Origin of the sequence: Methylobacterium sp. WCS2018Hpa-22, assembly GCF_031843785.1 — a bacterium.
GTDB lineage: Bacteria > Pseudomonadota > Alphaproteobacteria > Rhizobiales > Beijerinckiaceae > Methylobacterium.
Genome location: NZ_JAVTJA010000004.1, coordinates 83,424 through 108,829 on the forward strand (window position 1 = coordinate 83,424; position 25,406 = coordinate 108,829).

22 protein-coding genes and 1 riboswitch are annotated in these 25,406 nt (G+C 65.3%); of the genes, 9 read left to right on the forward strand and 13 right to left on the reverse strand.

Annotated features, from left to right (window positions below; genetic code table 11):
• Positions 1-81: 81 nt before the first annotated feature.
• The 3 genes from RQI43_RS06860 to RQI43_RS06870 are packed head-to-tail and all read right to left on the reverse strand — an operon-like array spanning position 82 to position 2,590.
• A complete protein-coding gene (locus RQI43_RS06860; RefSeq protein WP_311274648.1) occupies positions 82-468 on the reverse strand; it encodes a type II toxin-antitoxin system death-on-curing family toxin in 387 nt (128 codons plus the stop codon).
• Positions 465-689 carry an AbrB/MazE/SpoVT family DNA-binding domain-containing protein gene (locus tag RQI43_RS06865; protein WP_056429206.1) on the reverse strand — a complete coding sequence of 75 codons (225 nt, stop codon included), beginning with the start codon at positions 687-689 and terminating at the stop codon, positions 465-467. Before RQI43_RS06865 ends, RQI43_RS06860 begins: the two co-directional genes overlap by 4 nt.
• A gap of 59 nt (positions 690-748) precedes the next feature.
• Positions 749-2,590: a M3 family oligoendopeptidase gene (locus RQI43_RS06870; RefSeq protein WP_311274759.1), complete on the reverse strand. Its 1,842-nt coding sequence runs from the start codon at positions 2,588-2,590 to the stop codon at positions 749-751.
• 340 nt (positions 2,591-2,930) lie between these two features.
• Between RQI43_RS06870 and RQI43_RS06875 the strand changes: the two genes are divergently transcribed.
• The 4 genes from RQI43_RS06875 to RQI43_RS06890 all read left to right on the forward strand — a co-directional run bounded on the left by RQI43_RS06875 (position 2,931) and on the right by RQI43_RS06890 (position 10,029).
• The gene (locus RQI43_RS06875; RefSeq protein WP_056429202.1) at positions 2,931-4,424 is read left to right on the forward strand and encodes a sigma-54 dependent transcriptional regulator; all 1,494 of its coding nucleotides are present in this window, start codon (positions 2,931-2,933) and stop codon (positions 4,422-4,424) included.
• Positions 4,425-4,605: 181 nt separating this feature from the next.
• Positions 4,606-6,714, forward strand: a complete 2,109-nt coding sequence (locus RQI43_RS06880; RefSeq protein ID WP_311274649.1) for a L,D-transpeptidase family protein — start codon at positions 4,606-4,608, stop codon at positions 6,712-6,714.
• A 221-nt stretch (positions 6,715-6,935) separates the two neighbouring features.
• On the forward strand, positions 6,936-8,471 hold the full coding sequence (locus RQI43_RS06885; RefSeq protein WP_311274760.1) for a DUF882 domain-containing protein: 1,536 nt from the start codon (positions 6,936-6,938) through the stop codon (positions 8,469-8,471).
• 122 nt (positions 8,472-8,593) lie between these two features.
• A riboswitch (Fluoride riboswitch) is annotated at positions 8,594-8,664 on the forward strand.
• Positions 8,665-8,688: 24 nt separating this feature from the next.
• Positions 8,689-10,029 carry a voltage-gated chloride channel family protein gene (locus RQI43_RS06890; RefSeq protein WP_311274650.1) on the forward strand — a complete coding sequence of 447 codons (1,341 nt, stop codon included), beginning with the start codon at positions 8,689-8,691 and terminating at the stop codon, positions 10,027-10,029.
• A 227-nt stretch (positions 10,030-10,256) separates the two neighbouring features.
• Here RQI43_RS06890 and RQI43_RS06895 read toward each other — a convergent pair whose 3' ends face one another.
• Together RQI43_RS06895 and RQI43_RS06900 are read right to left on the reverse strand one after the other, a co-directional pair.
• Positions 10,257-10,523: a DUF2312 domain-containing protein gene (locus tag RQI43_RS06895; protein WP_018044356.1), complete on the reverse strand. Its 267-nt coding sequence runs from the start codon at positions 10,521-10,523 to the stop codon at positions 10,257-10,259.
• 82 nt (positions 10,524-10,605) lie between these two features.
• Positions 10,606-10,914 carry a DUF1244 domain-containing protein gene (locus tag RQI43_RS06900; RefSeq protein WP_311274651.1) on the reverse strand — a complete coding sequence of 103 codons (309 nt, stop codon included), beginning with the start codon at positions 10,912-10,914 and terminating at the stop codon, positions 10,606-10,608.
• 352 nt (positions 10,915-11,266) lie between these two features.
• On the opposite strand from RQI43_RS06900, the gene RQI43_RS06905 reads away from it, so the two are divergent.
• The gene (locus RQI43_RS06905) at positions 11,267-11,539 is read left to right on the forward strand and encodes a hypothetical protein (protein ID WP_311274652.1); all 273 of its coding nucleotides are present in this window, start codon (positions 11,267-11,269) and stop codon (positions 11,537-11,539) included.
• A gap of 84 nt (positions 11,540-11,623) precedes the next feature.
• Here RQI43_RS06905 and RQI43_RS06910 read toward each other — a convergent pair whose 3' ends face one another.
• Positions 11,624-12,370 carry an N-formylglutamate amidohydrolase gene (locus RQI43_RS06910; RefSeq protein ID WP_311274653.1) on the reverse strand — a complete coding sequence of 249 codons (747 nt, stop codon included), beginning with the start codon at positions 12,368-12,370 and terminating at the stop codon, positions 11,624-11,626.
• Between the two features lie 205 nt (positions 12,371-12,575).
• Between RQI43_RS06910 and RQI43_RS06915 the strand changes: the two genes are divergently transcribed.
• Positions 12,576-13,904 (forward strand): glycerate kinase, encoded by a 1,329-nt coding sequence (locus RQI43_RS06915; RefSeq protein ID WP_311274654.1) that lies wholly within the window; start codon positions 12,576-12,578, stop codon positions 13,902-13,904.
• Positions 13,876-14,370 carry a DUF1036 domain-containing protein gene (locus RQI43_RS06920; RefSeq protein WP_405030564.1) on the forward strand — a complete coding sequence of 165 codons (495 nt, stop codon included), beginning with the start codon at positions 13,876-13,878 and terminating at the stop codon, positions 14,368-14,370. The genes RQI43_RS06915 and RQI43_RS06920 overlap by 29 nt, the downstream gene beginning before the upstream one ends.
• Here the strand turns inward: RQI43_RS06920 and RQI43_RS06925 are convergent.
• Both RQI43_RS06925 and RQI43_RS06930 read right to left on the reverse strand, forming a co-directional pair.
• On the reverse strand, positions 14,333-15,832 hold the full coding sequence (locus RQI43_RS06925) for a glycosyltransferase family 61 protein (protein ID WP_311274656.1): 1,500 nt from the start codon (positions 15,830-15,832) through the stop codon (positions 14,333-14,335). The two genes, RQI43_RS06920 and RQI43_RS06925, sit on opposite strands and share 38 nt — an antisense overlap.
• 844 nt (positions 15,833-16,676) lie before the next feature.
• The gene (locus RQI43_RS06930; protein WP_311274657.1) at positions 16,677-17,681 is read right to left on the reverse strand and encodes a polysaccharide pyruvyl transferase family protein; all 1,005 of its coding nucleotides are present in this window, start codon (positions 17,679-17,681) and stop codon (positions 16,677-16,679) included.
• Between the two features lie 223 nt (positions 17,682-17,904).
• On the opposite strand from RQI43_RS06930, the gene pyk reads away from it, so the two are divergent.
• Complete coding sequence (gene pyk / locus RQI43_RS06935; protein WP_056429184.1) at positions 17,905-19,341, forward strand: pyruvate kinase; 1,437 nt, start codon at positions 17,905-17,907, stop codon at positions 19,339-19,341.
• Between the two features lie 7 nt (positions 19,342-19,348).
• Here pyk and RQI43_RS06940 read toward each other — a convergent pair whose 3' ends face one another.
• From RQI43_RS06940 to RQI43_RS06960, 5 genes are all read right to left on the reverse strand, one after another.
• A complete protein-coding gene (locus RQI43_RS06940; protein WP_311274658.1) occupies positions 19,349-20,362 on the reverse strand; it encodes an alpha/beta hydrolase in 1,014 nt (337 codons plus the stop codon).
• Between the two features lie 6 nt (positions 20,363-20,368).
• The gene (locus tag RQI43_RS06945; protein WP_311274659.1) at positions 20,369-21,013 is read right to left on the reverse strand and encodes a hypothetical protein; all 645 of its coding nucleotides are present in this window, start codon (positions 21,011-21,013) and stop codon (positions 20,369-20,371) included.
• 84 nt (positions 21,014-21,097) lie between these two features.
• A complete protein-coding gene (gene ykgO, locus RQI43_RS06950) occupies positions 21,098-21,223 on the reverse strand; it encodes a type B 50S ribosomal protein L36 (protein WP_003601867.1) in 126 nt (41 codons plus the stop codon).
• Positions 21,224-21,455: 232 nt separating this feature from the next.
• Positions 21,456-22,799 (reverse strand): HlyD family type I secretion periplasmic adaptor subunit, encoded by a 1,344-nt coding sequence (locus tag RQI43_RS06955; RefSeq protein ID WP_311274660.1) that lies wholly within the window; start codon positions 22,797-22,799, stop codon positions 21,456-21,458.
• A complete protein-coding gene (locus RQI43_RS06960) occupies positions 22,799-24,481 on the reverse strand; it encodes a type I secretion system permease/ATPase (RefSeq protein ID WP_405030565.1) in 1,683 nt (560 codons plus the stop codon). Before RQI43_RS06960 ends, RQI43_RS06955 begins: the two co-directional genes overlap by 1 nt.
• Positions 24,482-24,984: 503 nt before the next feature.
• Here RQI43_RS06960 and RQI43_RS06965 point away from each other — a divergent pair.
• Positions 24,985-25,404, forward strand: coding sequence for a PilZ domain-containing protein (locus RQI43_RS06965; protein WP_311274661.1), 420 nt, complete (start codon positions 24,985-24,987; stop codon positions 25,402-25,404).
• Positions 25,405-25,406 lie beyond the last annotated feature (2 nt).

Consider the following 25,406-nt stretch of genomic DNA (forward strand, 5'->3'; position numbering starts at 1 on the left):
TGTCACCACGAGATAGGCTCCTTCCCGAAGGGTACCAGGGCCATGGGCCCATGGGTCGCGGAACTTGCGTCGCGGAAGGGGCTACGCCGTTGGCCAGTTGTCGCGGATCCAGCGCATGAGGCCGTCCTCGTCGATCTCGCTCGCGGCGAGACCGAAAATCATTCGAGTCGCCTCGGCCTGATCCGGGCGGAAAGCAACGTGGTTGAGCCGTAGGAACAATGTCATCGCCACGAAGGCGATGCGCTTGTTGCCATCGATGAAGGCATGATTGCGCGCGAGACCGAATGCATAGGCCGCAGCCAGTATCGCTAAATCGCCGTCTTCGTACCGCCAGCGATTCACAGGCCGCGCCAAAGCGGATTCGAGTGCGTTCTCGTCTCTGAGACCAGGAGGACCACCAAACCGGACGAGCTGGCGCTCGTGGGCGACTTTGACCTCTTCAGAGGTCAACCAACGGGGCTCGGTCACTGCGCCAGCGCCCGCAAGGTATCCTTATACTCCTCCATGATGTCGTCGACGATCGCCATCGCCTTGTCGAAATCAGGATCGTAAGGGGTCAGCCGCACTCCACCATCGGGCATCTCGGTGATGTGGAGCCACTGGCCCTGCCGCAGATTGAGCTTGGTGATCAATTCCCGTGGCAGGATGAGCCCAGTGGAATTTCCGATCTTTTTTACTTCGAGCTTCATGGCAATTCATCTTTCCGTTGTACGTTCTGTACAACGGAAAGACCGCAGCGCAAAGGCCCCTATCCCTCCATCGCTTCCAACTCCACGATCATCCCCTCGATCATGTTGAGGCCGATCTGCCAGAAGGCGGGGTCGCTGGCGTTGAGGCCGAAGGGGGCCAGGAGCTCACCGTAGGGCTTCGACCCACCGGCAGAGAGCAGCGCGAAGTAGCGGTCGACGAAGCCTTCCTCCGCATTGGCGTAGACGCCGTAGAGCGAGTTCACGAGGCAATCGCCGAACGCGTAGGCGTAGACGTAGAACGGCGAGTGGATGAAGTGTGGAATATACGCCCAGAACGGCTCGTAGCCCGCATCGAGTGAGATCGCCGGGCCGAAGCTCTCGGCCTGCACCGACATCCAGAGGCCGTTGATCTGCTCGGCCGTGAGTTCTCCCTCGGCGCGGGCGAGATGGACCTTCCGCTCGAAGAGATAGAACGCGATCTGGCGCACGACCGTGTTGATCATGTCCTCGACCTTGGCCGCCAGCATGGCCCTGCGCTGGACCGTGTCGGTCGTGGAGGCGAGCAGGCGCCGGAACGTCAGCATCTCGCCGAACACGCTCGCGGTCTCGGCCAGCGTCAGCGGCGTCGGTGCCATCAGCGCCCCGTTGCGCGAGGCCAGAACCTGATGCACCCCGTGGCCGAGTTCGTGCGCGAGGGTCATCACGTCCCGCGGCTTGCCCTGGTAATTCACCAGCACATAGGGATGCGCCGAGGGCACTGTGGGATGAGCGAACGCGCCCGGTGCCTTGCCCGGACGTGTCGGCGCATCGATCCAGCGGCGGTCGAAGAAGGTCTTGGCGATGTCTGCCATGCGCGGTGAGAAGGCCCCGTAGGCGTCGAGCACCATGTCGCGCGCTTCGGCCCAGGGAATCGTGCGCTGCTCCACTCGCGGCAGCGGTGCGTTGCGGTCCCAATAGGGCAGGACGTCGACGCCGAACCACTTCGCCTTCAGCTTGTAATAGCGGTGCGAGAGGCGTGGATAGGCCGCCTGCACGGCGTCTACCATGGCCGCCACCACCTCGGGTTCGACCCGGTTCGACAGGTGGCGGTCGTCGGCCACATCCTTGAACCCGCGCCAGCGGTCGGAAATCTCCTTGTCCTTGGCCAGGGTGTTGGTGATGAGGGCGAAGGTCCGCAGATTGGCGCGGAACACGTCGCCCAGGGCTCCGGCCGCCTCCTTCCGCACCGCCCCGTCCGGGTCCTGCAGCTTGTTGAGCGTCGGCTCCAGGGTGAACATCTCGCCCTGGAGGGGGAAGCGCAGTGAGGCGATCGTGCCATCGAACAGCCGGTTCCAGGCGGAACGTCCGGTCACCGACTTCTCGAGAAACAGTTTCTCGGTGCGGTCGTCGAGTTGGAACGGCTTCTCGCGGCGCAGATCCTCGACCCAGGGGCGGTAATGCGCCAGGGGGCCTTCCGCCATGGCGGCGTCCATCAGGGCGTCGTCGACCCGGTTGATCTCCAGGGCGAAGAACAGGAGGTGACCGGAGGCCGTGGTCAGGCGTTCTTGGGTGTCACCGTAGAACTTCTGGCGCCGCTCGTCCGTGGTGTCGCCCGAATAGACGAGGCCGGCGAATGACATCAGGCGGCCGAGGCGGTCCTCGATCGCCTCATAGGCGGCTACCGCCTCGGCGAGTCGCGAGGACGCATCGGGCCCCTCAGCGATCTCGGCGATGACGCCGCTCCAGCGCTCCGAGAAGTCGCTGCATTCGCGCTCCGCCCGCGCGATGTCGCTACGGAAGTCCGGCGAATCGATTCCGGAATAGAGGTCGCTCAGATCCCATTCGGGAAGCGAGCCGAGGTCGAGAGCAAGAGCGGCAGCCCTCGCGACGTTGGTCCCTTCCGATCGTTGGCCGGCCGGCATCCGGGCGGCGCTGGGCAGGCTGGCATGAACGACGGCTCGGCTCGACATGGTGACTTTGATCCTGAAGCGGCGTTCCCGCGCCGTCGGGGTTGATATCGAGCGCCAGGGCCGCGTGATCAACCGAGTCGGTGCATTCCGCCGCAACGAATCTCCGGCAGAGCCTCCGCCGGCCCAACCCGCCCGGGGAGTGGACCATCAGGAAAGAAAGTGGGATCGTCGTTAAGCACAGCTTTACGCTCTTCGCTCACCCTACGGATCGAAACGAAACACCGGTGGCTGGTTCGCAGGGCGATATCCTGGGGGCGATCACCTTTCACAGCACACGGTCGAGGCTTTCCGCATGTCGACAACGGTCCTCATCGTCGACGACGATCCCGTCCAGCGCCGGCTCGCCGAAGCGATGGTGCGTCGCCTCGGTTTCGAAGTGAAGGTCGCCGAGAGCGGTGAGGACGGGCTGTCCGTGTTGCGGTCCGGCGAGCCTATCGACGTCGTGCTCCTCGATCTGGTGATGCCAGGCGGGCTCGACGGTCTCGCCGTCATGGCCCAGATGCGCCAATCGGGCCTCGACACGCCCGTCATCGTCCAGACGTCCAACGGCTCCATCGACGCCGTCGTCAACGCCATGCGGGCCGGCGCCACCGATTTCGTGGTGAAGCCGGCCGGTGCCGAGCGGCTTCAGGTGTCGATCAAGAACGCGCTCAAGGTCGATCAGCTGGAAGAAGAGGTGCGTCGCATGCGGCGGCGCGCCTCCGGCTCGCTCACCTTCAAGGACCTGTCCTCGCGCAGTCCCGACATGGAGCGTGTGATCCGGCTGGCCGAGCGTTCGGCTAAGTCCAACATCCCGGTCCTCATCGAGGGCGAGTCCGGCGTCGGCAAGGAAGTTCTGGCCCGTGCGATCCAGGGGTCGGGCGATCGGCGCGGCAAGGCTTTCGTCACGGTCAATTGCGGGGCGATCCCCGACAATCTCGTGGAATCGACCTTGTTCGGGCATGAGAAGGGCGCGTTCACGGGCGCAACCGAGCGTCATATGGGCAAGTTCGTCGAAGCCTCGGGCGGAACGCTGTTCCTCGACGAGATCGGCGAGTTGCCGCTCGATGCCCAGGTGAAGCTCCTGCGCGCGCTGCAGGAGGGCGAAGTCGATCCGGTGGGCGCCAAGCGCAGCGTTCGGATCGACATCCGGCTGATCTCGGCCACGAACCGTTCGCTCCTCGACCTCGTCAAGCAGGGTCGTTTCCGCGAGGACCTGTATTACCGCCTCAACGTTTTCCCGATGACCCTGCCCCCGCTCCGGGCGCGCCGCGAGGACATCCCGGACTTGGTGCGCTCGTTCTGTGCGCGCTTCGCGGCCGAGGAAGGAAAGCGCGTCCGTGCGATCACGCCGGAGGCCATGTCGCTGCTCTGCCGCTACGGGTGGCCCGGCAATGTCCGCCAGCTCGAGAACGCCCTGTTCCGCGCCGTGGTGCTCGCCGATAGCGACGAGCTCACCGTGTCCGAGTTCCCGCAGATCGCCGCGCAGGTGGAAGGGTTCGACGTGCGCATTCCGGCCGCCCCGGTCCAGCCCATGGTTCAGGCCGGCATGCCCGAGCCGGTGCGCGAAATCGTCCGCGTCGAAGTCCGCGACCCCCATGCGATGACCCTCGTCACCGAGGAGACCGGCGAGATGAAGCCGATGGACGAGCTGGAGGCGGAGATCATCCGCTACGCCCTGCAATATTACCGGGGCCGCATGTCGGAAGTGTCGAGGCGCCTCGGCATCGGCCGGTCGACGCTCTATCGCAAGCTGAAGGATCTCGGTCTCGACGACGACGAGAAGAGCGACGAAGCCGCCGCCTGAGACTGGGGCAGCGTTTCCGTCGCGGCCCGTCTGGCCGGGATGTGCGTCAAGGCACTGCGTTTCGGGCCGGGAGATCCCGGCAAGCCTCCACTGTTGCCCGCGCGCCGTTGCAAGCGGTTGCGCAAGCAGCGATTGTTTGACCGCAAACACGGCCGATACGGCCGGTCCCGGGAGTTTCATCATGGGCGCTTCGCGCTCCGCCTCCGTCGCACTGGCCGCCCTCATGGTCGGTTGTGTCGGCTACGCGGCAAGGGCCGAGCCTCGGCTCGACCAGACTCCGTCCGTTGTGCAGAGCGCCGCCACGCCCTCGGTCTCATCCGATCAGGGACAGGGCGATACGGCGGCGACCGGGGCGATCTCCTCGCCCGTATCTCCCTCCCCCAACCCGGCAGAGCCCGCCGTGGCGGGGGATTCCGCGCAGGTTCCATCCGATGCCCCCCGGGAAGGCGCGTCGGAGACCAGAAGCGTCGAGGATTCACCCTCGAAGGCTGAAACGGGCTCCGAGCCCGCCGCCGCGGTGGCCGCCGCTCCGGTGCCGACCGATCCGATGGGGGCGGCCCTGGCCGCTCGTCTCGCCGATCCGGCCCCCCTTCTCGCCCGCCTGAGCACGAAGGACCGGGAGGCGATGCAGGCCTTCTACGGGCTCGGTGCCTTCAAGCCGGTCTGGGTGGTCGATGGAGCCTTCACGGCTGCCGCCAAGGCCGCCGCGTCGCGGCTCGCCCTCGCGGCCGAGGATGGTCTCAACGTTCAGGCCTATCCGGTACCGGTCATCGGCACGCAGGGATTGACCGAGGCCCAGACCGCCGAGATCGAGCTGAAACTCTCGGCCGCCATCGTGCTCTACGCCAAGGATGCGCGCGGCGCGCGCGTCAATCTGGCCGCCGTCTCGCGCCTGATCACGCCCACCCTCGACATTCCCGGAGCGGATGCGGTTCTGGCGCGCGTCGCCAGCGCCGGCCCGCAGGCCGGTGCCGCGCTGCAGGGCTACAACCCGGCGCAGGCCGGCTACCTCGCCCTGAAAGCCCGGCTCGCCAGCCTGCGCAATCTTCACGGCGCGCCCATGGCGACGTCGCCCGTGTCGATTCCCGCCGGACCAGTCCTGAAGGTTGGGATGCACGATCCCCGTGTCCCTGCCCTGCGCAGGCATTTCGGTCTGCCGACCCGCACCGCCGGTACCCTCGACGCCGCGTCGGGCGAGCCGGATGCGTTCGACGGGGCCGTGTCCGCCGCGGTGGCGAAGTTTCAGCGGGGCCGTGGTCTGCCGGCCACCGGTACGCTCACGCCACAGACCGTCGCCGCCCTCGGCCGGTCCGAGCCGTCGGCACGCGCGAGCGACGAGGAATCGACGGTCCTCGTCAACATGGAGCGCTGGCGCTGGCTGCCGAGCGATCTCGGACGCGACTACGTTCTGGTCAACATTCCCGAATTTCGCCTGCGCGTGATCCGCAATGGGTCGGTGCGCGACGAGACCCGCGTCATCGTCGGTAAGACCGAGACGCCGACGCCGGTCTTTTCGGGGATGATGGAATACGCCGTCGTCAACCCATCCTGGAACGTGCCGCCCTCGATCCTGAAGAACGAGTTCCTGCCCGCTCTGGCCCGCGACCCGAATTACGCGGCTCGTCGCGGCTACGAGGTCGTCTATCGCAACGGCAACATCTCGGTGCGCCAGCCGCCGGGCGAGCGGAATGCGCTCGGCTTCATCAAGTTCCTGTTTCCCAACAACCATGCCGTCTACCTGCACGACACCCCCAACCGCTCGCTGTTCTCCGCCTCTCAGCGGGCGATGAGCCATGGCTGCGTGCGCGTGGACGATCCCTTCCGTTTCGCCGATTCGGTGCTTCCCGAAGCCTGGTCGAGCGAGCGCTTGAAGAAGCTCATCGGCAAGGGCGAGCGCACCATCCGCCTGCCGGAGAAGCTGCCGGTCCATCTCGCGTATTTCACCCTCGCGGCGGACGATCACGGGGCTTTGCGCACCTATTCCGATCTCTACGGCCACGACGCGCGTATGAAGATCGCGCTCGGCCTCGCGCCGGGAAGCCTGCTCGTCGCCAAAGCTCCGACCAAGGCACCCGCAAAGCCTCCGGCCAAGGTCGCGGTGCGACCGGCGCCATCTGCACCGGGTGCGAATGCTCCGTCGACAGAGGCTCGTCGTACGGTGTCGCGCCCTGCCGTGTCAGCCGGAGCCGCTCCCGTCCGCGCCTCCCGGTCCGCCGAAGCCGCAGGCGTCGATCCATGGGGAGCCCCCCCAGCCCCTGCCCCGGCCCCGGTCTCCCGCGGCTGGTGGTAGCGCGCCTCCTCTTGTTGCGTGAATGTCACGCGACCCAGAATGTGTGATGCCGCTCTTGCGGCGTCTTGATCGTGCCGGCGCGCCGGCACGATTTCGCCACGGTTCAAACCTAGCCGTTTTGTAGACCGGCGAATGGCTGAGGACCCGATAACCGTCCATTTACGGTTTTCGGCAACCTTGCGTTCACCATGATCCGCGCGACAACGCGCGGTCTGGCAGAGGTGAGGACGATCGTGGGCAGTTCGCTACGAGAAGAGGCCCAGCCGGCCGATCGATCCACCCAGCCTGCCTCGCGCCTGCTCGTCTATCTCCGCAACGCCTGTTCCCATCCTCGCCTACGCCGCTCGATCATCGTGGCGTCGGGCATCGCCCTGGCGCTCGGCGCGGGCACGCGGGGGACGCAGGATGCGGTCGCCAATGGCGATACCCGCACCCTCTCGATCTACCATACCCATACGAAAGAGAGCGCCACGATCACGTTCAAACGTGACGGTCGCTACGACCGGGCCGCGCTGGAACAGCTCAACTGGATGCTGCGCGACTGGCGCATGGACGAGCCAACCAAGATGGACCCGCGCCTGTTCGACACGGTGTGGGAGGCCTACCGGTCGGTGGGCTCGCAGGAGCCGATCACCGTGGTCTCGGCCTATCGGTCACCGGGCACCAACGCCATGCTGCGCCGCCGGTCGCGCGCCGTGGCCGAGTTCAGCCAACACATGCTCGGCAAGGCGATGGATTTCTACCTGCCGGATGTCTCCATCGACCAGCTTCGTGCGGTGGGTATGCGGATGCAGCGCGGCGGCGTCGGCTGGTATCCCCATGCCGGCTCGCCCTTCGTCCATCTCGATGTCGGGTCGGTCCGTTCCTGGCCGCGCATGAGCCATGACCAGCTGGCGCGCCTGTTCCCCGACGGCAAGACCGTGCACCTGCCCGCCGACAACCGGCCCCTGCCGGGTTACGAGCTTGCCCGTGCCGAAGTGCTCGCCCGTGGCGGCACCGTGCTCGGTGTGACCCAGGTCGCGACGGTGGAGGAGGATGACGGCCCGAGCATCAAGGGCTTCTTCGCCAGCCTCTTCGGCGGCGGCTCCAAGACCCCTGCGCCGCCGCCCGAAGCTCCGGCCAGGGCTCGGGCAAAGCCCACCGTTCTCGTAGCCAGTGCCGATCCTGACGACCAGTCCGGCACCCGCGAGGCCCTGGCTTACGCCGCCCCGGCCGCGTCCGATGCCCTCAAAGGTGCTCTCCTGCGCCGTGACGAACGCGATGCGCAGAGCCTCCTCACCCAGGAGGTCGCCAAACCGACCGCTGCCGCCGATGCAGAATCGAGCCTGATCGACGTGCCGCTGCCGCCACGCCGGCCCTCGGAACTCGCCGCCGTCACCGCTGCGCTCACCATGCCTCTGCCGCCGCCGCGGCCTTCCATCCAGGTGGCGAGCCTCGGCCCCACCGGGATGGCCGCGACCCCGACCGTTCCTACCGCACCCGCCCGCCTGGCCCGGCCCGTGCCGGCCGATGCCGACGCGAAGACGCAGTTGCGCGCCCTGTTCGAGGTGGCCGCAGCTTCGACCGCGCCGGCTAGCCGCGCCTCGCCCGTTCATGTCGCCCCGTCGCGTGCTCGCACCGATGCCGCGCCGGCCGGCTTCGTCGCTCAGGCGGAAAGCGGCGTGCGCAGCCGTTTCTCGGGACGTAGCCCCGGCGACGACCTCACCGCCGCGCGCTTCACCGGATCGTCCACCCGCGCTGTGGCTGCCGGTCGCTGAACGTCGCGACGGCGAGGGTCGCCCACCAGCGTCGATGCCGAAACCGGGGCGGCGGTGATGGGCTGCGCATCGTTGGGTACGGGGAGCCGCCCCGGCTTGACGCGCTGCCGGCCACGGGACACGAAGGCCCTGGCAATGGATTCTGCCGGGCGTAAGCCGAACCGCCACAAGGGCTGATGATTCCTACCCTTTTGCCATTCAGCAAGACGGTGGAGCCATGCTCGCCTTCCTCAAAGATCGGTTTGCCGGGCTCAAGCGCGCCACGAGGCGATGCGCGGCTTGGGTGGTGGCGTTCGCGCGCTGGGCGGTGATCCTCGTGCCGCTGGCGGCCGTCGTCGGCACGCTTTGCGCAGCGTTTCTCTGGAGTCTCGACGTCGCGACGAAAGCCCGGTTCTCGCATCCGTGGCTGCTGTTCCTGCTGCCTGTCGGGGGCTTCGCCATCGGCCTGCTCTACCACCGTGTCGGGCGCAGCGTGGAGGGCGGCAACAACCTCATCGTCGATCAGATCCATGAGCCCGGGGGCGGCGTTCCGCTGCGCATGGCACCGCTGATCTTTCTCGGCACCGTGGTCACACACCTCTTCGGCGGCTCGGCCGGGCGGGAAGGTACGGCGGTGCAACTCGGCGGCAGCCTCGCCAGCGGCATCGGGCGGCTGGCGAAGCTCGATCCGGCGGCCACCCGCATCGTGCTGATGGCAGGCGTGGCCGCAGGGTTCGGGGCGGTGTTCGGCACCCCTATCGCCGGAGCCGTCTTCGCTCTCGAAGTCCTGGCGATCGGCCGGGTGGAATATGGCGCGCTCATTCCCTGCCTACTGGCGTCTGTCATCGGCGATTGGGCATGCCAGGCCTGGGGCATCCATCATTCGCTCTTTCGAATCGCCTATCTGGCGGACGTGACCGGCCCGATCGCCCTCGATCCAAGCCTGCTGGCCAAGGCGGCGGTCGCCGGCATCGCCTTCGGGCTCGTGGCGCTCGTCTTCGCGGAAGCCAACCACCTCCTCGGCGGCTGGCTGAAGCGCTTGATTCCCTACGGACCCCTGCGCCCCGTCCTGGGTGGAATGGCCGTGATCGGCCTCGTCTATGCGCTGGGCACCCGTGACTATCTCGGCCTCGGCGTCACGGCGCCGGATCCGGGAGGCCTGAGCATCGCGAGCTTCTTCGGGCCGGAGATCCATCCCTGGTCCTGGGCCTGGAAGATCCTCTTCACCGTCGTCACTCTGGCCTCGGGCTTCAAGGGTGGGGAAGTCACACCACTCTTCTTCATCGGCGCCGCCCTCGGCAATGCGCTGGGTGGCCTGATGGGGGCACCCCTCGACCTGATGGCGGCTCTCGGTTTCGTGGCGGTTTTCGCGGGAGCGGCTAACACCCCCCTTGCCTGTACGCTGATGGGGATCGAACTGTTCGGGGCGACACACGGCGTCGCCATCGCGGTCGCTTGCTTCACCGCCTATGCCTGTTCGGGCCATCGCGGCATCTACCTGTCGCAGCGCATCGCCGTCTCCAAGGGTGGTGCCGTCGAGGCCGGGGCCACCCTGCGCGGCGAACGGACGCGGCTCTGAAGCGGCGGGAGGCACCGAGCACCTCCCGCCCGGTCCTCATTTCTTGTCGTGAGGAAGGAGGTCTGCCGTGTCGCATGCCTGTCCGTGCCGCCGCGCGGAGGCGAGCCCGCCGGGCTCAGTGCGACGTGGCGTGAGCACGGTCAGCATCAGCTCGACCCGTCTTCCGCCCAGTCGGTCAGGGGAAGACGGCCGCCTTCGGCCTCGATGGAGCGCCGCGCGATGTCGGGCTACACCATGCCGAGGGCCTGCATGTAGAGCTCCAGGATGGCTTCTTCCTCCTGCCGCTCGGCATGGTCCTTCTTGCGCAGGGAGATGATCTTGCGCAGGGCCTTCACGTCGAAGCCGGTGCCTTTGGCTTCGGCATAGACGTCCTTGATATCGCCGGCGAGGCCGGCCTTTTCCTCCTCCAGGCGCTCGATGCGCTCGATGAAGCTCTTGAGCTGGTCGGCGGCAACCGAGGAGGCATCGACGGCGGGTGCGGCGGAAGCGGCCATGAGCGTCTCAATTCCTGATCTGAGGCGCATCGGGTGGGATGCGCCGGAGGAGGCTGGTTAAGCGATCACGCTTACCGGAAGCTTAGTGCGGCTCGGCTTGCGCCTTCGAGAAGGCCGACTGTTGCTCGGGCGTGGCCTCGGCCTGGTTCAGCCGCTTCCATTCCTCGTAGGGCATTCCGTAGACGCGCTCGCGAGTCTCGTCCTTGCTGAGGCCCAGGCCGCGCTCGTCGGCGGCGTCCTTCATCCAGTTCGACAGGCAGTTGCGGCAGAAGCCGGCCATGTTCATGAGGTCGATATTCTGGACGTCGCTGCGCGTCTGCAGATGCACCACGAGGCGGCGGAACACCGCGGCTTCCAATTCGGTCTGCGTGGCGGTGTCGATCTCGGTCATGGCAGTTTCCTCATCCTTCGGCTCGCGGGCGGTCACCGCTTTCGCGCGAGGATATACCATCGCTGACGCGCGGTCCCGTTCTCGGGCGCATGGCTTTCGGACGCATGGCTTTCCCGGCGTTCCTGCGCGCGCATGACCTCCCGCGAGAATGCGGGAGGCGCCGGACATTTCTCTTCGCTCCCTTGCGCCTGACGCATCGCAAGGCCTCAAATCAGCGCTCGCCCGGCGTCTCGCGCATGCAGGTGCCAAACCGCACGACGTTGCGGCAGGGTTCGTCCTACATCGGGGCTACACAAGAACTCACGGCCCACCGCCCTCTGACGGAGACCGCGACATTCAATAGGACATAGTCATGAACACTCGTCTCGCTTCCGCCGTCGCCGCTGTTGCTTTGAGCCTCGGCATCGTTGCTTCGCCTGCTCTCGCTCAGAGCTATAATGCGCCCGCCGGTATCTCGGCCTATGCGGCTCCCGGAAGTGCAGGCCGTCAGGTCCTCGCCGATGACGACTTGACCACCGGGTCGGTCGTCAGCCGCCGCAGCGTCGATTCCGCCCAGGAAGGCAACGCCGAGCAGAACAGCTTCCCGGTCTGGCAGTACGGCCGCACCTCGGGCGGCCCCCGCTAAACAGAGGCTGAGGGAATGACGGAAACGGCGGGGCCTGAGCCCCGCCGCTTTCGTATGTGCTGTCTGTTCATCGCGGAATGAAAGTCAGCCGGCTTTCGGCATCAGCGGTCGGAGGAGCTTGGCGAAACGCGCCGCCCATTCGATCTGGCCCGGCTCCAGGGCGATGAGATCCTGCCGGATCTCCACGAGGGCGTTGGGAAGGCCGCGTGCGATGGCGTGGCGATCGATCGTGTCACCCGGCAGGCCGCCGCCATAAGGCTCGTTATCGCCCACCGTCAGCCCGGCCGGGTCGGTGCGGAGCCCGGCGATGAGGGGCGCGCTCATACGGTCGTCCCTGTCCCACAGGATGCCCACATGCCAGGGCCGCATATAGCCGCGCCACGAGGCCGTGAAACTGTGCATCGTGACGATGGAGGGCGGCACGCCTGCCTCCCTGGCCTGCGCGACGGCCGTATCCACTGCTTCGTCGAAGGGCACATAGAAGCGGCGGATGCGCTCCTCCTTTCCGGCTTCGTCGATCCTGGCATTGCCCGGCACCACGGCGCCGTCCGACAGACGCATGACCAGCGTCGGGTCCTCGCGTCCCCGGTTGGGGTCGATGATCAGGCGTGAGAACCGCGTGAGGATGGCCGGAGCGCCGAGATGGGACGCAAGCCGCCGGGTGACCTCGGCCGCGCCGATATCGTAGGCGATGTGGCGCGCGAATTCCCGCTCGGGCACCCCGAGCTGCGCCAGATCCTCCGGAACGTGATTCGAGGCATGCTCGCAGATAAGGAGGAGTCCCGAGGCGGGATCGCCGGGAATCGTCTCGACGGGATGCGGCGGAAACATGAGGCGGGCACGGTCCTTCGGGGCCGATCGGGAGGAAATCCCCCTCTTCAGGCATGAAACACGCCGCCGGTCGGGTCATCGCACGCTTGCCGAGGCGGCAGGGCTCGGGCACAGCACGTATAGGCGATCGCGCCGCCACGGCAATAATCCGGCGGACAAGCAATCCGGCCCGCGCGATCGGACCTTGATGAGACACGGACACGCCATGACCGCGCCTTCACACACTTCGCCCGCTCCCTCCCCTTCCTCCCACGACGCCGCTCGCGGCCTGCTTCTCGGCTTCCTCGACGAGGCGATCGCCGCCGCGCATCCCTCCCGCTGCCTGGTGCCGCATCTGCCCGCCCCCGGCACGGGTCGGCTGATCATCCTCGGTGCCGGCAAGGCCGGCGGAAGCATGGCCGCGGTCGCGAGCCGGTTCTACCGGGAGCAGCACGGCGTCGACGAGAGCCGCATCGTCGGTCTGGCGGTGGCCCGCCACGGCTACGGCGAAGAAGCCCCGATGATCCGCATGGTCGAGGCCGGACACCCGGTACCGGACCAGGCCGGCATCGACGCCACTATCGACGCCCTGAAGATCGCCGCCGATGCCGGTCCGGAAGACGATGTGCTGGTGCTGCTTTCGGGTGGCGGATCGGCGAATTGGATCGCGCCGGCCGGCGATCTCACCCTCGGCGAGAAACAGGCGATCACCAAGGCGTTGCTGCGCTCCGGCGCGCCGATCAACGAGATCAACGCGGTGCGCAAGCACCTGTCCCGGATCAAGGGCGGCCGGCTGGCCATGATGGCCCGCAACGCGCGCTCGATCCTGACGCTGGCGATTTCCGACGTGCCGCATGACGATCCGGCGGTGATCGCCTCGGGCCCGACCGTGCCCGACCCCTCGACGCTCGCCGACGCGCGCGAGATCTGCGAGCGCCGCAACATTCCCCTGCCGGAGACCGCCAAGGCGCTCCTCAACGACCCGGCCAACGAGACGCCGAAGGCGGGCGACCCTTCCTTCGCCCGCGCCGAATACCGCATCATCGCCCGTCCCATCAACGCCCTGGATGCGGCGGCGGAGGCCGCGAAGCGCGCCGGCTACGAGGTCGTGATGCTCGGCCCCGATGTGGAGGGGGAAGCCCGTGAGGTCGCGGCGGAACACGCCGCCCTCGCCAAGGAGATGAAGGCGGCCGGCCGCAAGGTGGCGATCATCTCCGGCGGCGAACTCACCGTGACCATCGTCGGTGAGGGCCATGGCGGCCCGAACCAGGAATACGCCCTCGCCCTCGCGATCGGCCTCGATGGCGAATCCGGCATCCTCGGCATCGCCGCCGATACCGACGGGACCGATGGCGGACGTGGCGCGGCCACCGATCCAGCCGGCGGGCTTGTCGACCCGACCACGCTGGAGCGCGCCCGCGCCGCCGGCCTCGACCCGGCTGCCATGCTGGCGGACAATGATTCGACGAAGTTCTTCGCCACGATCGGCGACCTCGTCCAACCGGGTCCCACACGCACCAATGTCAATGATTGCCGTATCATTCTCGTCGGTTGACGACGTGAGCTGTCGCCGCCCCTCTCCCATTTACGGGCGGGGGGCGGTCTTGGCCGGCCTCGTTCTTGCCTGCCTCGTCGCTCGGCCCTTGCCGGCCCAAGCGGACCTCCGTATGTGCAACCAAACCGGGAGCAAGGTCGGCATCGCACTTGGATATCGCGACGGCCAGGGGTGGGTGACGGAAGGCTGGTGGGACGTGGCCCCCAAGGGCTGCGAGACCCTGCTGCGCGGGGCACTCGCCTCGAGATTCTATTACGTGTTCGCCGTGGACTATACTCGCGGCGGAGAATGGAACGGTCGCTCGTTGATGTGCACCAAGGACGCCGAGTTCACGATCCACGGCGTCGAGGATTGCCTCGCCCGCGGGTTCGATCGCAACGGCTTCTATGAGGTCGATACCGGCGAGCAGAAAAGCTGGACGATCCAGCTCACGGATCCGAGCCAGCCGGCGGCGCCGACTCCCTGAGGGCCTTCTTCAAAAAGATCGTGAAGGCCGGTAGATCGACCGTCCATGCATCGAAGCCGGGATACTGCGGCTCGAGCCATGCGGAGTATTGATGACCTTTAACAATTGAAAGGCGAGCATAGTTGAAACGTAGCTGATACGTTCCATCCATGATCGGAAGGATTTCGATTACGCGAAGTCCAGGCTTCGAGACGACAATGTGAGATAGTCCAGCGCCGTGAGGAGACATAATGACGGAAGCTTTTCGGGCGATCGCAAATTGATGCCAGAGGGGAATCTTGGAAAACTCCATAACGGTGAATCCAAGCTTCCTCGCTACGGCTTCTACATCAGCCTCGTTCTTCATCACACGCCGGACAGCATCACGTCGCGTGACATAGACACGGTCTGGCAATTCTACGTTGTTGTTTGCTGCTAAGGCGCTCGCACGTTCTCCGAGCTCTTCGTAGATGCCGTCTAGATGACGCCATCCCAACATACCGCGGAAACCTACCCGCGCGACCAGTAGGCGTTCAACGAAGACCGTGCTGTTCAGCTTCTGAACAGCATTTCCAAGATCAAGCATATTCAGTGTTTCTTGCTCGAAACTGGACCGTGCAGCGTTAAGAAGGATCCGGCATCCTTTATTCTCAATCAGGCCGCTGCTATGGATCCAGGCAAGTCTTGGAAGATAATCGATGAGCCAGTGATAGATTCCGCTGCTTCCGCGATTGGCTCCAAACGCAAGCGAAATATTTTGCACTTGCGTTCTATCTGTGACATCGAGGGGGAACCCCTTCGATACAACGATTTCCTTATTTTCGGTCCAAATTTGCCCAGACGGATGAGTGAAAACGTTCTCGTACTCGGAGATGACAGGTTTCAGCGGGCGTGCCATAAGCCGATTGAAGACCGCGACCTCGCGCTTTAGGCCCTTGAGATGATGCTTGTCCGTTTTAGATGAAGCAACGATCTTCACACTACCGAAGGAATCTTGTGCGGGCTGATCGGCAAAGGTTAGTGAAGTAGCGGTAGGTTTGATCAATGATCCACCGCGGCTCACTTTCGCGACCAGATCGAGAAGCGCGCGTTTGAGATTAGCGTCACGAAGGTGTTTGAAAACGAGGCCGGTCGATTTAAGGAAGCGCGTCGTCTCATGAAGAGATGGCGTGTCTAGAAGCAGTTGAGCTGCCAAATGTGCGCGCTTGTTCATCGAAAGTTGCCGTACAGTTGCAAATTTGATTTCATGCGGAAGCGCGGCTTCGGGAAGATCCTTTAAAATACAGTTGATAATATTGTCATCGGACAGGATGAAAGCACCCTGCAACCGTTGAAGCAGCAACTGTGGTTGTTGCGTGATCAGATTGGAGTTGTCGGTAATCGCGATTACTCGATCCCAGCGATTGGCTGCCGCTTCGTCGCGGCAAAGCCTTACTGCTTCTTGTGCATGACTAGCGATTGTTGAAGATTCGCTGGGTTGCACTGGACAATGACCTGCTATTAGTTGTGTTTTAAGCAGTAAATCAAGATTTCGTAGAATCTGATGCGCGAAGAGCAGCGCGCTTTTGCTTCCGCTCTGCTTTCCGCGTCTCAATATTTGCGTCTTTGCGCGCCTTAATGCGAGCCTGGCGCTTCATTTCGGCTTTTTCGGAGCGAGGAGGGGTATGCTGTTCGTTCACTAAATTCACTCCTGTCGAATTCTGGCGCAAACTTGCCGGACGTGAGATCTCTCCCGTGTGAGGTACCGCATGTCGGGTGATGCTGTAAACCCGAAGGCCTTTTCCTAGTAGGTAAATTTGGCATTGTAAGGTCTGATTGATGGGCCAATCGTTCGAGTGCGTGGTCGCGGAGATTGGCGGGCTTAGGGGGTCGTCTTCCGTGCACGCTGGCTCCAAATTTGGTCAACAACTCTCGTGTGGTGCCGTGGAGAACGAGGATTTGTAGCTTGGCGCGTCTTTCGTTGCGGTGCTCGGGAGGGGCGCCCCAATTGGCAGTTTGAATTCGAAGTGCATCGTCTAATCAAATGTAAACCGTATTGAAATGCTCGCGCCGCCCGAAGATTGGCGCCGGCCTCGATCCAGATTCAGATACGCAGGAATTGATTGGGAAACGGTTCCGTGCCGATGCGAACATGTTCCGGTTCAATGTACTCCAGTTCCAACGCACTCAACCTCGGGGCACCTATAGGATGTCCCGCCAGCTCGCTTGTGCTCGAATAGGAGTGTTCTTACCAAGGGCACGGTGGAGGGGATGCTTGATTAAGCTGTTCGCTTGCGTCGAGCTGCATCTGACGCGGAGATGATAAACGAAGGTTCGTTGCGTGTAGCTCACGTCCTCGGAGAGTGTGCCTCGCTCGAGTTCCGCACTGGGAAGGGGAAGGCGGCGCGGAGCGCCACCGTATCAATCTGCGACGGGGGCAGTACGCAGCTGCGAGCTTCGAGCCAATCCACGTTGGTAAACTCGCGCCGTCCCTGGAGGGCAGGATCCGTAAGTCCCACCGAAAGCTTGTAATCTTCGACTTTGAAGGAGTTGGTGTTTCCATTGAGGTTCATGTATTGGGCAGGCACACCATAAGCATGAGACACGATAAGGCCATGCAATGAGGTCGTGACTATCTCTTCGCAACTGAGAATATCTCTGATGACACGTTCGATATCCTCAAAAGACACAGAGTGGAGGGAGATCACTTTGATGTGATCGAGCCCAACCTTGCGGACCGCCTCCCGGATCTCTGCATCCTGCAGGACGTGCGAAATGACGCCGATTTTGTGAGTCTTGGCAACGTCGGGAGCGTAGAGTTCAGGCAGAAGCACCGCGGCGTCGCCATAAATTTCAGGGCATTCCGCGCCCGCCGCCAGGACGGCACTGCGGGAGAGCGGGCCGCGAACCGCGGCATAAATTGCCGTGGGGCAAAGCGGATCGGTGGCGCGTGGCATACCTGTCCCCCACAGGCGCATACCCGGTCTGGCAAATTTCGCAATGCTGCCGATGCAGAGGCCCTCGGCCTCCTTGCTGGAAACCCAGCGCGGCATCACGCCGAAAGCGTGCCACAACACGTAAGGGGTGAGGATATCGCCGAAATTGCCCGGATAGGGGCTGCGCATCCACCAGATTTTCGGACGATACTGCTCTGCGAGGCCGGCTTGCGCCGCCATGTCCTCGAACGCGAGAAGTGCGCGGTTGGAATCGAGCAGCGGCCCCCATTCCTGAGCCGACTCGGCGCTCAGATCCACTGCAAGCTTTTCAAATCCCTCCCTGTCGCCGTTCCTGATCAGCGTTGTAAACAACCGGGAGACCAGCTTATCCTTGTCGGCCTTTTCCTTGTCCGTCACGCTTCGTCTCCCCAGGCGGCTCGTCGACTTGATGGCGCGAGCTTATCGTGCCTGCGAAGTCCGGCGTCTAGGGTGGCCACTCCGGGCGATGGGCGGGGGCCAATCACTCCTGGCTGGCGCCCCTCACCTTGACGCCTGACCCGCCCCGGTGCTTCTGACCGCTCGCCCTCCATTCGTCCGGTCGGTCACGACAGGCGGAATCATAAGAAAACGGGAGACCGGAGTGAAACGCTCGCGCCGCACGAAGATCATCGCCACCCTCGGTCCGGCTTCCGATACGCCGGAGATGATCGAGAAACTGTTCCGCGCCGGTGCGGATGTGTTCCGGCTCAACATGAGCCACCTTCCGCGCGAGAAATTGCCCGAGAAGATCGAGGTGATCCGCACCATCGAGCGCGAGTTGCGCCGGCCCATCGCCGTCCTGGTGGATCTCCAGGGCCCGAAGCTGCGGGTCGCCGCCTTCGCCGAGGGCAGCGCGATCCTTGAGAACGGGGCCTCCTTCGTGCTCGATTCGGATCCGACGCCGGGCGACATCCATCGCGTCTACCTTCCTCACCCCGAGATTCTGTCCGCGCTCGAGCCCGGCCACGTCGTCATCATCGATGACGGAAAGCTGCGCCTCGTCGTGACCGAAGTCTCCGAGGGACGCGCGGTGACCGAGGTCGTCATCGGCGGCAGGATTTCCAACCGCAAGGGCGTGTCCTTGCCCGACACAGTGATCCCGGTTGCGGCGATGACCGAAAAGGATCGCGGCGATCTCGAGGCCGGCCTCAATGCCGGCGCGGACTGGATCGCGGTCTCCTTCGTCCAGCGCCCCGAGGACGTGGCCGAGGTGAAGAAGGTCGCCGCCGGCCGCGCGCTGGTCATGGCCAAGATCGAGAAGCCGCAGGCGCTGACCCGTCTCGACGAAATCATCGAGATCTCCGACGGCATCATGGTGGCGCGCGGCGATCTCGGCGTGGAGATGCCGCTCGAGCAGGTGCCCGGCGTGCAGAAGCGGATCACGCGTGGTGCGCGGCGTCTGGGCAAGCCCGTCGTGGTCGCGACCCAGATGCTGGAATCGATGATCACCGCGCCGGTCCCCACCCGCGCCGAGGTCTCGGACGTGGCGACGGCAGTCTACGAGGGCGCGGATGCGGTGATGCTGTCGGCGGAGAGCGCCTCCGGCGCTTTCCCGATCGAGGCGATCTCGATGATGAGCCGTATCGCCGAGCAGGTGGAGCGCGACGCGCTCTACTGGACGATCCTGACGGCGCAGCGCTCCGAGCCCGATGCCACCGCGTCGGACGCCATCGCGGCGGCCGCGCATCAGATGGTCGGTGCTCTCGGCCTCACCGCCATCATGGCCTGGACGCATTCGGGATCGACGGCCCTGCGTCTCGCCCGCTCGCGGCCCAACGCCACGATCATCGCCCTCACGCCGAAGCGCGAGACCGCCCGGCGGCTGGCCATGTGCTGGGGCACGCACCCGATCGTCACCAACGATGCGAGCGACGTGGACGACATGGCCTTCCGCGCGGCGAAATTCGCCGTTCGCGAACGCTTCGCCGAGATCGGCGACCGGGTCATCGTCGTGGCGGGCGTGCCGTTCGGGACGCCGGGCGCTACCAACCTGGTGCGGATCGCCTTCGTCACCCGCGATCACGCCGCGAGAGCCTGATCGACTGTCAGGGCGCGACGGGTTCAGTTTCCGTCGCGCCGATCTCGGCGGCGAGGCGCTCAATGGCATCCACGAGCGCATCCGTCGCCATATAGGGCACCATGTGGCCGATGCCCGGCAGCAGAACGAGGCGTGCGCCGGGGATAGTCCTGGCCAAAGGCTCCGCATGGCGCGTCGCCGGAACGGCGGCATCCGCATCGCCGGAGACGATCACCGTCGGCACGGCGATCTTACCGTATCGCGGAGCCTGGGCCGCCAAGGCTGCGGGTAGGCCGATCAGGTCTTCGAGATTCGCCAACATCGTCGCGGGGCGCAATACCAGGGCTGAGCGGCTACGGTCGAGATAATCTCCGGGAAGTTCCTGCGGCCGGAAGGCCGCACGCCCCGCGCGTTCGAGATAATAGAGGCCGAGCGGTGTCGTGACGGTGCGGCTGAGCAGCCAAGCGACCGGGGGCTTCAACGCGAGGCGGTAATACCATGGCAGAGGCGCCATGGCGGGAAACGGCATCGCCATCGGCGCCACCAGCACGAGGCCGGACACGACCTCCGGATGGTCGAGGGCAATGGCGGTGGCCAGCGCACCGGCCCAGGAATGCCCCATCAGGATCACGCGGCCGGTCCCGATACCTTCGATAGCCTGCGCGATGGCGTGTCCCTGTGCCGCCGGACTCGCCATATCGCGGTCGCCGAGGCGGTCGCTCCAGCCGTATCCCGGCCTGTCGAAAGCGATGACGCGAAAACCGCTCTCCGCGAGCCTGCGGCCGACACCTTCCATCGGATCGGCCGCATTGGCCGAAGCCCCGTGCAGGAGCACGATGGTTCCCCTGGAGGAAGGATTCGGACCGGCCTGGATCGTCGCGAGCCGTCCGCCCGCCACTTCCACGGAGGGGCCGAGCGGCGGGAACTTGGTGCCGACCCGCAGGGTGACGATCAAGGTCACGAGAGCGCCGGCCGCAAGCACGCTGACGATCAATCCGAGCATCGCGCCCGCGATCAGGCCGAGCCAGTGCAGAAGAACCATGTCCGGTTACAGGTCCCGTCCGTCGATCTCGGGGACAAGCCGGTCGATGGCGCTCTGGAGCTTCTCCATGCGCGGATAGATGGCGGAGGCGCGTCGGAAAGCGTCGAGGGCACGGCGCTTGTCATCCATCGATAGGTAGATCCGGCCCAGTGCCGCCCAGGCCTCGTAATGTCGTGGTTCCAGCACCAGCGTCCGCTGCAGATCGGCCACGGCATTGGTCTGGTCGGTGAGCAGCCAGAACACCGTGGCCCGCCGGTTCCAGCCCTCCGCCCATTGCGGCTCGAGGGTGGTGGCGCGGTCCATCAACTCGACGGCGAGGGCATAGTCGCGGCCCGACATCGCTTGGCGGGCACGTTCGGTGAGGAGATCCGCAGTGGCGCTGCCGGAGCGCCCGAGACGCTGCTCGATCAGGCGGGAGATACCCTTGGCCTCGGCATCGTCCTCGGACGCCTTCAGCCTCGCATAGAGATCTTCGAGGCTCGGCGCCTGCACCTTCCTGGGTGCATCCTTCTCGGTTTCCTTGACCTGTCCGGTCTCCCGGCCCTGACTCGCTTGAGGCAGAGCGTCGGCGGACGATGCCCCGAACGAAAAAAACGCGGCGCTCAGGAGCGCAGCGTTGAAAAGAATGCCGAGGTGCCGGGACAGCGTCATGAGAGCGAGCTTCCTCGCCCTTCACGCCGCCGTCAACAGGCAGGCTTGACGCGGCTGCCCCGAATTGCCGGGCAGCCCGCAGCCTCAGCCTTGGCGGGCCTTGAAGCGCTTCTGCGTCTTGTTGATGACGTAGACGCGGCCCTTACGGCGCACGAGCTGGTTGTCGCGGTGACGGCCACGGAGGGACTTGAGGGAGTTGCGAATCTTCATCGGTCTCACGTCGGCCGGGTTTGAGCCCGCCGCCTGTCCATAGGGTCTCGGGAACGAGGCACCTCGGTAAGGCGTCCTCGGCGATGGCAGTTCACGCATCGCGGAAAGGCGGTTGCCATATCAGGCTTGAGCGCCTGAAGGCAAGATGCAACCGACCTGCCCATGATGCGGATTCTTCAAACTCTCGCCCCGACGCATGGTCGGGGTCTCCATTCTTCTCCTCTCGGAGCCGTCAACGCTCGCGCCAAGCCTTGGCGATCTGGTCCGTCAGAGGCTTCGTCAGGTAGGAGATGACCGAGCGGTCCCCGAGTTGCATGAACGCTTCCACAGGCATGCCGGGCACGAGCTGGACCTTGCCGAGGCGCTCCACCTGATCCTCCGTCATGCGGATGCGCGCGGTGTAGTAGGTCATGCCGCTCTTCGGGTCCTGCGAGACGTCGGCCGAAACCCGGCTCACGATCCCGTCGATCTCGGGCGTCACCCGCTGGTTGAAGGCCGGGAAGCGCAGGACCGCGCGCTGATCCACACGCACGTTGTCGATGTCCTGCGGCTGAATCTTTACTTCGACGATGAGCTTGTCGGCGTCGGGCACGATCAGCATCGCCGGCTCGCTGGGAACCACGAGACCGCCGATCGTGTGCACGGTCAGTTGGTGGACCGTGCCGTTCTGAGGCGAGCGCATGTCGATGCGCTTGAGCTGATCCTCCGCGGCGATGCGCTTCTCGACATATTCCGACCAGCGGCCGCGAATCTCCGCGAGTTCCTTTCCGGTCTCGGTGCGCATGTCCTGATCGATCTGGAAGATCTGCAGTTCGATCTCGGTGATCTTTCCCTTCGCCGATGCGGTGGAGGCGATGAGCTGCCCGCGCTCGCCCTGCAGCCGGGCGCCGTCGCGTTCGAGCGCCGTGACGCGCGAGAGCGGCACGAGGTTCTTGCCATAGAGCTCGCGCACACCCTTCAGCTCGGTCCCGATCAGCGCCGTTTCCCGCTCCTTGGCGGCGGCCTGTTCGGTGAGGCCCTTGATCTCTTCGCCGAGCTGGGAGACGCGCTCGCGCAACTGCGCCTTCTGGCCCTCGCGGCCGGCGACCCTGGCGTGGAACAGGCGGGTTTCGCTGTCCACCAGATGCGCGACGGACGGATCCTTGGCCTTGCGGGCCAGGAGATCCGCCGGGAAGGTGATCTCGGATGCGCCGTCACGCTCCGCCTCGTCGCGGGCGCGACGGGCCGCGAATTCGTCGAGCGCCTTCAGGATGATGTCGAGATTGGCGCGGGTCTGGGTCTCGTCGAGGCGGATCAGGATGTCGCCGGCCTTGACCCGTGCGCCCTCCTTCACCCGCAACTCGCCGACGACGCCGCCGGTGGGATGCTGGACCTTTTTCACATCCGATTCGACCATGAGCTGCCCCGGAGCGATCACCGCTCCCGAGATCATCGTGAAGGTGGCCCAGCCCCCGATGCCGACGACGAGAACGGCGCCGACACCGATGGCGACGGCAAGGTGGCGGCGGATGGACCCGTTGGCCGTGGGGCGGACCTGGGCGGTGGGAAGTCCGACGGGCGACAGTGCGATGGCCATCACGCGCTCTCCTGCAGGGTGGCGACGTTCGCGCCGGTTCGTTGTGCGGCGACGGGCTCGGCAGCGGGAGCCGGGGTCGACCGAAGGACGCGCTTGAGCACCTCGTCCTTAGGGCCGAAGGCCTGGGCCCGCCCGTCGGCCATCATCAGGATCATGTCGACGGCCGCCAGGGCGCTGGGGCGGTGCGCCACGACAATGCAGATGCCGCCGCGCTGCCGCACACCGACGATGGCCTGGGTCAGGGCGTTCTCGCCCTCCCCGTCGAGATTTGAGTTGGGTTCATCCAGCACTACGAGGAAGGGGTCGCCATAAAGCGCCCTCGCCAGGCCGACACGCTGGCGCTGACCCGCCGACAGGCCGGCGCCGCCCTCCCCGATCCGCGTGTCGTAGCCTTCCGAGAGGCGCAGGATCATCTCGTGGATGCCCGCCGATTTGGCCGCCGCGATGACGGCGCCCGATTGGGCGTTGGGATCGAACCGGGCGATGTTCTCGGCGATGGTGCCCGCGAACAGCTCCACTTCCTGCGGCAGGAAGCCGATATGCGGTCCGAGATCGGCGCTGGACCATTGGTCGATGGCCGCGCCGTCGATCCTGACTTTGCCGCGAACGGGAGGCCAGACGCCGACGATGGCGCGGACGAGGCTGGACTTGCCCGACGCGCTCGGGCCGATGATTCCGAGCCCCTGTCCGCGCTGCAGCGAAAGGCTGACATCCTGGACGACGATGCGCTGGGTTCCGGGCGGTGCGAGGGTGACGTTCTCGGCGACGAGACCCTGCGACGGAGCGGGCAGCGCGTGGGGCTGTTCGGCGGCGGGCAGGCGCGCGAACAGCTCCGAGAGCCGCGCCCAGCTCTGGCGCGCCTGAACGAATCCCTTCCAATTGGCAATGGCGAGTTCCGCCGGAGCCAGGGCACGGGCGACGAGGATCGACGAGGCGATGATGACGCCGGCCGAAGCCAGATTGTTGATGACGAGCCATGCGCCGAGGGCGAGCACACCCGATTGCAGCGCCATGCGGAACACTTTCGAGCCCGCACCGAAACCGCTGGCGACGTCCGAGACGTTCATCTGCGACTGCATGTAGTCGCGGTTGGCACCACCCCAGCGATCGGCGAAACGTCCCTGCATTCCCATGGCGGCGAGCACCTCGGCATTGCGGCGACCGGCTTCCGCCAATCCGTTGCGGCGCATGCCGTGGGCGGTGGCGGTCTGCGAGGGCCCACGCGTCGAGCGATCCGTGGTCAAGGCGAGGACGGCCAGGACCGCCGCGCCCACGAGCGCGGCGACGCCGATGAGGGGGTGGAAGAGGAAGCAGATGAAGACGTAGATCGGCATCCACGGCAGATCGAAGAAGGCCGAGGGGCCCGTGCCGCCGAGGAAGGCACGCAACTGGTCGAGATCGCGCAGGGGCAGCAGCCCGTCGCCCGGGGTGGCACCCTTCAGGGGAGCCCGTACGACGATGTCGAACACCCGCGCGCTGAGGGCTTCGTCCAGAGACGCGCCGACGCGTGCAAGGATACGCGAGCGGATCGTCTCCAGAATGCCCTGAAATCCATAGAGGACGAGGGCGAGGATCACCAGGCCGACCAGTGTCGGCACGCTGCGGCTCGGAATGACGCGGTCGTAGACTTCGAGCATGAAGAACGATCCGGTCAGATATAAAATGTTGACCAAACCGCTCATCACCGCGACGCCGATGAACGCTGTCCGGCAACTTGCCAACGCCGAAATGATCTCGGCCGATTCCCGCCCCTTAGCCACTGCCGCCCCCGCCGTCACGTTCGATTGTCAAGCTTAGTTCGTAGGAAAGTCTGCGATACCGTTTGCGAACGGCGGTCGGACACTCTCTTCCTCTTAGAAGAAAAGTGTGAATTCGAGAACTCGAAAACATGCCCGTGCGGTTGGATTATGACCGCCTGCTTCCGGCGGGCGCTTCTCCAGCAGCGCCTCTGATGGTCCAATCCAGCCTTTGTGGGGGTGATCAGGTGCATCTTTTGACTGGCGAAGTCCCCTCGCATCTGGGCCGATCCGGCGACGATGAAGTCCGCGATGCCTTATGCTTCGGATCGCGCGACCTCGTGTATCGGCCGCCAAGCACCGCGAGAAATTCCGATTGCCAGTAGATGTCCGTAAACGTTCTCGGCTTATGCCGATGTGAGTAATGGCGAAACGCCGGAGCGTCTTCAGTGCGGTCGGACAAAGAGACGGGCGAGTCGCAGGATCCGGTGCCGCGGCGCGAGGACCGGAACTCAACCAACTGGATCGCGAATATCCGCCTTCCGGACGGTAGCGAAATCCCTTGCACCGTGAAGGACGTCTCCAAATCCGGTGCCAAGCTCGGCATCCCGTCCTACCAAGCTTTGCCGCCTTCCTTTCTGCTCCGCATCATCGGCCGTGACTTCGTCTGCATGGTGAAGCTCGCCTGGAGGCGGGGCGACTATGTCGGCGTCCGGATCGAGCGCGTCGGGAAGGTGGCGCCGTCTCGCGCCAAACAGGTCGCGCAGCTGCCCCCGGCCGTGGAGATCGCCGTAGAGGCGCCCCCAAACACCGACGAACCGGGCGGCGTCGGCATCCCTTCGCGCAGACGGACCCCCTCCATCTTTTGACG

Bases quoted from the DNA above. Each gene is read 5' to 3' on its own strand.
- RQI43_RS06865 (WP_056429206.1), bottom strand. From the start codon at position 689: ATGAAGCTCGAAGTAAAAAAGATCGGAAATTCCACTGGGCTCATCCTG.
- RQI43_RS06870 (WP_311274759.1), bottom strand. From the start codon at position 2,590: ATGCCGGCCGGCCAACGATCGGAAGGGACCAACGTCGCGAGGGCTGCC.
- RQI43_RS06875 (WP_056429202.1), top strand. From the start codon at position 2,931: ATGTCGACAACGGTCCTCATCGTCGACGACGATCCCGTCCAGCGCCGG.
- RQI43_RS06880 (WP_311274649.1), top strand. From the start codon at position 4,606: ATGGGCGCTTCGCGCTCCGCCTCCGTCGCACTGGCCGCCCTCATGGTC.
- RQI43_RS06890 (WP_311274650.1), top strand. From the start codon at position 8,689: ATGCTCGCCTTCCTCAAAGATCGGTTTGCCGGGCTCAAGCGCGCCACG.
- RQI43_RS06895 (WP_018044356.1), bottom strand. From the start codon at position 10,523: ATGGCCGCTTCCGCCGCACCCGCCGTCGATGCCTCCTCGGTTGCCGCC.
- RQI43_RS06900 (WP_311274651.1), bottom strand. From the start codon at position 10,914: ATGACCGAGATCGACACCGCCACGCAGACCGAATTGGAAGCCGCGGTG.
- RQI43_RS06905 (WP_311274652.1), top strand. From the start codon at position 11,267: ATGAACACTCGTCTCGCTTCCGCCGTCGCCGCTGTTGCTTTGAGCCTC.
- RQI43_RS06910 (WP_311274653.1), bottom strand. From the start codon at position 12,370: ATGTTTCCGCCGCATCCCGTCGAGACGATTCCCGGCGATCCCGCCTCG.
- RQI43_RS06915 (WP_311274654.1), top strand. From the start codon at position 12,576: ATGACCGCGCCTTCACACACTTCGCCCGCTCCCTCCCCTTCCTCCCAC.
- RQI43_RS06920 (WP_405030564.1), top strand. From the start codon at position 13,876: ATGATTGCCGTATCATTCTCGTCGGTTGACGACGTGAGCTGTCGCCGC.
- RQI43_RS06940 (WP_311274658.1), bottom strand. From the start codon at position 20,362: ATGGTTCTTCTGCACTGGCTCGGCCTGATCGCGGGCGCGATGCTCGGA.
- RQI43_RS06945 (WP_311274659.1), bottom strand. From the start codon at position 21,013: ATGACGCTGTCCCGGCACCTCGGCATTCTTTTCAACGCTGCGCTCCTG.
- ykgO (WP_003601867.1), bottom strand. From the start codon at position 21,223: ATGAAGATTCGCAACTCCCTCAAGTCCCTCCGTGGCCGTCACCGCGAC.
- RQI43_RS06955 (WP_311274660.1), bottom strand. From the start codon at position 22,799: ATGGCCATCGCACTGTCGCCCGTCGGACTTCCCACCGCCCAGGTCCGC.
- RQI43_RS06960 (WP_405030565.1), bottom strand. From the start codon at position 24,481: ATGAGCGGTTTGGTCAACATTTTATATCTGACCGGATCGTTCTTCATG.